Below are 3,555 nucleotides of genomic sequence, written 5' to 3'. Positions count from 1 at the left end.
CGGTGAGGTGCTTGGGGCCGGTGGCGTCCGCGGTGATGAAGGGGAGGTTCACCTCCGTCTCCGTCGCGCTGGACAGCTCGTGCTTGGCGCGCTCGGCCGCCTCCTTCAGGCGCTGAAGCGCCATGCGGTCCTTGCGCAAATCCAGGCCGTTGTTCTGCTCGGCGAAGCGCTTGGCCAGGAAGTCGATGAGGCGCTGATCGAAGTCCTCACCCCCCAGGAAGGTGTCGCCGTTGGTGCTCTTGACCTCGAAGACGCCCGAGTTGAGCTCCAGGATGGAGATATCGAACGTGCCGCCGCCCAGGTCGTAGACGGCGATGCGCTCGGCCCCCACGTCCCGCACCTTGTCCAGGCCGTAGGCGAGCGCCGCGGCCGTGGGCTCGTTGATGATGCGCAGCACGTTGAGGCCGGCGATGCGGCCCGCGTCCTTGGTGGCCTGGCGCTGGCTGTCGTTGAAGTAGGCGGGGACGGTGATGACCGCCTCGGTGACGGGCTCGCCGAGGTAGTCCTCCGCCGTCTGCTTCATCTTCATCAGCACGATGGCGCTGATTTCCGGCGGGCTGTAGCCCTTGCCGCGGATCTCCACCCAGGCGTCGCCGTTGGGGCTGGGCGCCACCCGGAAGGGGCTGACGCTGATGGCCTTGCGGGCCTCGGGCGAGTCGTACTTGCGGCCAATCATCCGCTTGACGGCGAAGACGGTGTTCTCCGGGTTGGTGATGGCCTGCCGTTTGGCGATCTGCCCCACCAGCCGCTCACCGGATTCGGTGAAGCCCACCATGGAGGGCGTGGTGCGGCTGCCCTCGCTGTTGGGGATGACCACCGGCTCGCCGCCTTCCATGACGGCGACGCACGAGTTCGTCGTCCCCAGATCGATTCCAATCACCTTGCCCATGACGTCCTACTGGCTCCCTGTGGGAGTGGTGGTTCCGGTTTGCGAGGTGGCGGTGTCCCCCCCCGTGGGCTCACCGCCTGGCGTAGTCGCTGAACTTGATTCGGGTGCGGGCGGCGCAACCGTCGGCGTGCGCGCCACCACGACGAGCGCGGGGCGCATCAGACGCTCGTTGAGCATGTAGCCGCGCACGGCCTCGTAGAGGACGTGGCCCGAGGGCACCGCGGCGCTCTCCACCTGCTGCATGGCCTCGTGGAGGCGGGGATCAAACGGCTGGCCGGCCGCGGAGAAGCTCTTCACGCCGTGCTTGCCGAGCGTGTTGTCGAAGAGCTTGCGCGTCATGTCGATGCCGGTGCGGAAGCTGTCGAGGTCGGCGGACTTCTGGGCCGCATCCAGCGCGCGGTCCAGGTTGTCCACCACCGGGAGGAAGTCCTTGAGCAGGCGCTCGGAGCCGAACTTCTGGACCTCCTCCTTCTCCTTCTGGGCGCGCTTCTTGTAGTTCTCCAGGTCGGCCGCGGCGCGCAGGGCCCGCTCGTGGCTGTCCTTGAGGCGCTCCATCATCTCGCGGCTCTTGGACTGGCTGAACTCGAGCTGCTGGCGCGTCTCCTCCAGCTCGCGGCGGGCCTGCTCGAGCTGCTGGCGCGTCTCCTCCAGCTCGCGGCGGGACTCGTCCAGGGCGGCCGCCAGCTCGCCGGTGTCGGCGGAGGGCTGCGCCCCGGGCGCCTCGAAGCCGCCCTCGGGCAGCTCCACCTCCAGGGTCATCCCACCCTCGGGCAGCTCCACCTCCAGCGTCCTCCCACCCTCGGGCACCCCTTCGTCCTGCACGGGCGCATGGGTGCGACGCTCGACGCTCTTCAGCGCCTCGTCGATGAGGTCCTGCGAGATCGCTGTCTGGAAGCTGCCCTTCTCGTCACGGTTCGAGCCGGCCACGCGCGCACTATGTCATGGGGCGCGGGTCGATCCAACCGCTTGGGGGCGGCCCGAAGCGAGCGGCCGCCCCTGTGTTCTCCCCTGGAGGTTTCCAGAGCGGATGGAAGACCGTCAGGCGGGCGGGCGGGCGGGCTTCTTGCGGCCGATGGACTTCTTGGTGCCCGTCTTGGCCGCCGCCTTCTTCGCGGGAGTCTTGGCGGCGGGAGTCTTGGCGGCGGGAGCCTTGGCGGCCGGCTTCTTGCGGCCGATGGACTTCTGGGAGCCGGCCTTGGCCGCAGCCTTCTTGGCGGGGAGGGGCTCGGCCTTCGGCGTCTCGGTGGCCGGGGCGGCGGAGGTGGGAGGCGTGGCTGGCTCACTCGGAGTCGGAGCGTCCTTGTTGAGGCCGCCCACGGCGCCCTCGATGGACTCCTCCACCCGACGCGCGGCCCCCTCGAGCCGCTCCGCGGCCTGCTTGCCCGTGGCCACCGCCCAGGTGCGCAGGTTCTCCAGGCCCTCCTTCACCTTGGCCTGCTTGGCGGGGTCCTTCACCTCCACCAGCAGCCGCTGCGCCTCGTCCTTGAGTTCCTCGCCCGAGCGCTTGAGCTCGTCGCCCGTGCGCTTGAGGAAGTCCATCAACTGCTTGTCCCATTTCTCGGCCATCAGTCTGTCTCCATCACGGGGAGTGCGAGCCGCTTGGCGCCCCGGGTCAGGCTATAGTGGGCCGCCTGCCCGGCGAGCGCAGCTCCCACATCAGACTGCACACCCGTCCGGCGCGCAAAACAATCTTCACCCATGGAGAGACGGATGAAAGCGGTCTTGATTGCCCTGGTGACCCTGTTGGCGGTTCCCGCCCTTGCCCAGGTCCCGAGCCAGAATGGTGGCGGAGGGGACATGCCGCCCCCCGCGCAGCTGCGGCCGGCGCACGGCAACCCCGGCACCCCGGGTTTTCCGGCACCCCAGCAGGGCACGCCGGTGGTGATGGACCGCGACGCGCTGATGCAGCAGCTCGCCCGCATCAACGAGAGGCTCACGGCCACCGGCAAGCTCAAGAAGGACAAGCAGCTGCAGAAGCTGATCGACGAGGCGCGCGCGGACCTCAAGGAAGTGGCCCGGCAGGTGTCGAGCGCCCCGCTGGCGCGCGTGGAGCCCCAGCGTCCCCCCCAGCCCCCGCCCCCGCCGTCGCAGCCCGCGGTGCAGCCCATCACCGAGGCCATGCTGCGCTCGCTGGTGGTGGCCATCCGCAACGAGCCCTTCGCGGATGACCAGCTCAGCGTGCTGGAGGAGGCGGCGCCCACCCAGTACTTCCTCGTGGCCCAGGCGCAGCAAATCCTCCGGGTCTTCAACTTCTCCAAGGACCGGCTGAAGGCCATGCGCCTGCTGCGCCCCCGCCTGCTGGACACGGAGAACGGCTACAAGCTGTATGAGTCCTTCGAGTTCTCCAACGACAAGGACGAGCTCAAGCGCATCCTGGCGGCGCAGCAGTAGGCCGGGCCCGGGCGGCGTCACGCTTCTGTGCCGGCCCGGCGACACGCTAGAGTCGGGCTCCCCGGGGCTGGAGAAGCCTCGCGTCCGGAGCCTGACGCCCTATGCCGTTCTTCCGCTTGCTGGGAATGCTCGCCGTCCTCGGCGTTCTCGGTGCCTGCAACAAGACCCCGCCCCCGGGCAACGTTCCCCAGCTTCCCGACCTCGAGCTGCTGGAGACCACCGAGCGCGCACCCTATGAGGTGAGCCTCGCCGCCACGGGAGGCACCCCGCCCCTG

Annotated in this window: 4 protein-coding genes; 1 reads left to right on the top strand and 3 read right to left on the bottom strand. The window is 69.3% G+C overall.

Annotation, left to right across the window (positions count from 1 at the left end; translation table 11 throughout):
* From VF697_RS13075 to VF697_RS13065, 3 genes are all read right to left on the bottom strand, one after another.
* On the bottom strand, window positions 1-889 hold an 889-nt coding region (locus tag VF697_RS13075; RefSeq protein WP_331094806.1), incomplete at its 3' end, for an Hsp70 family protein.
* 6 nt (window positions 890-895) lie between these two features.
* A complete protein-coding gene (grpE, locus tag VF697_RS13070) occupies window positions 896-1,816 on the bottom strand; it encodes a nucleotide exchange factor GrpE (RefSeq protein WP_331094804.1) in 921 nt (306 codons plus the stop codon).
* Between the two features lie 111 nt (window positions 1,817-1,927).
* The gene (locus tag VF697_RS13065) at window positions 1,928-2,455 is read right to left on the bottom strand and encodes a transcriptional regulator (protein ID WP_331094802.1); all 528 of its coding nucleotides are present in this window, start codon (window positions 2,453-2,455) and stop codon (window positions 1,928-1,930) included.
* A gap of 144 nt (window positions 2,456-2,599) precedes the next feature.
* Here VF697_RS13065 and VF697_RS13060 point away from each other — a divergent pair, with 144 nt between their 5' ends.
* Window positions 2,600-3,280, top strand: a complete 681-nt coding sequence (locus tag VF697_RS13060; protein WP_331094800.1) for a DUF4476 domain-containing protein — start codon at window positions 2,600-2,602, stop codon at window positions 3,278-3,280.
* The last annotated feature ends 275 nt before the right edge of the window (window positions 3,281-3,555 follow it).

This window comes from Archangium sp. (assembly GCF_036388035.1).
Taxonomy (GTDB): Bacteria; Myxococcota; Myxococcia; order Myxococcales; family Myxococcaceae; genus Archangium.
The sequence above is the reverse complement of the archived record's forward strand: the minus strand, read 5'-3'. Positions and strand labels throughout refer to the sequence as shown.

Coding starts and splice junctions, on each gene's coding strand:
- VF697_RS13060 (WP_331094800.1), top strand. CDS start 2,600: ATGAAAGCGGTCTTGATTGCCCTGGTGACCCTGTTGGCGGTTCCCGCC.
- VF697_RS13065 (WP_331094802.1), bottom strand. CDS start 2,455: ATGGCCGAGAAATGGGACAAGCAGTTGATGGACTTCCTCAAGCGCACG.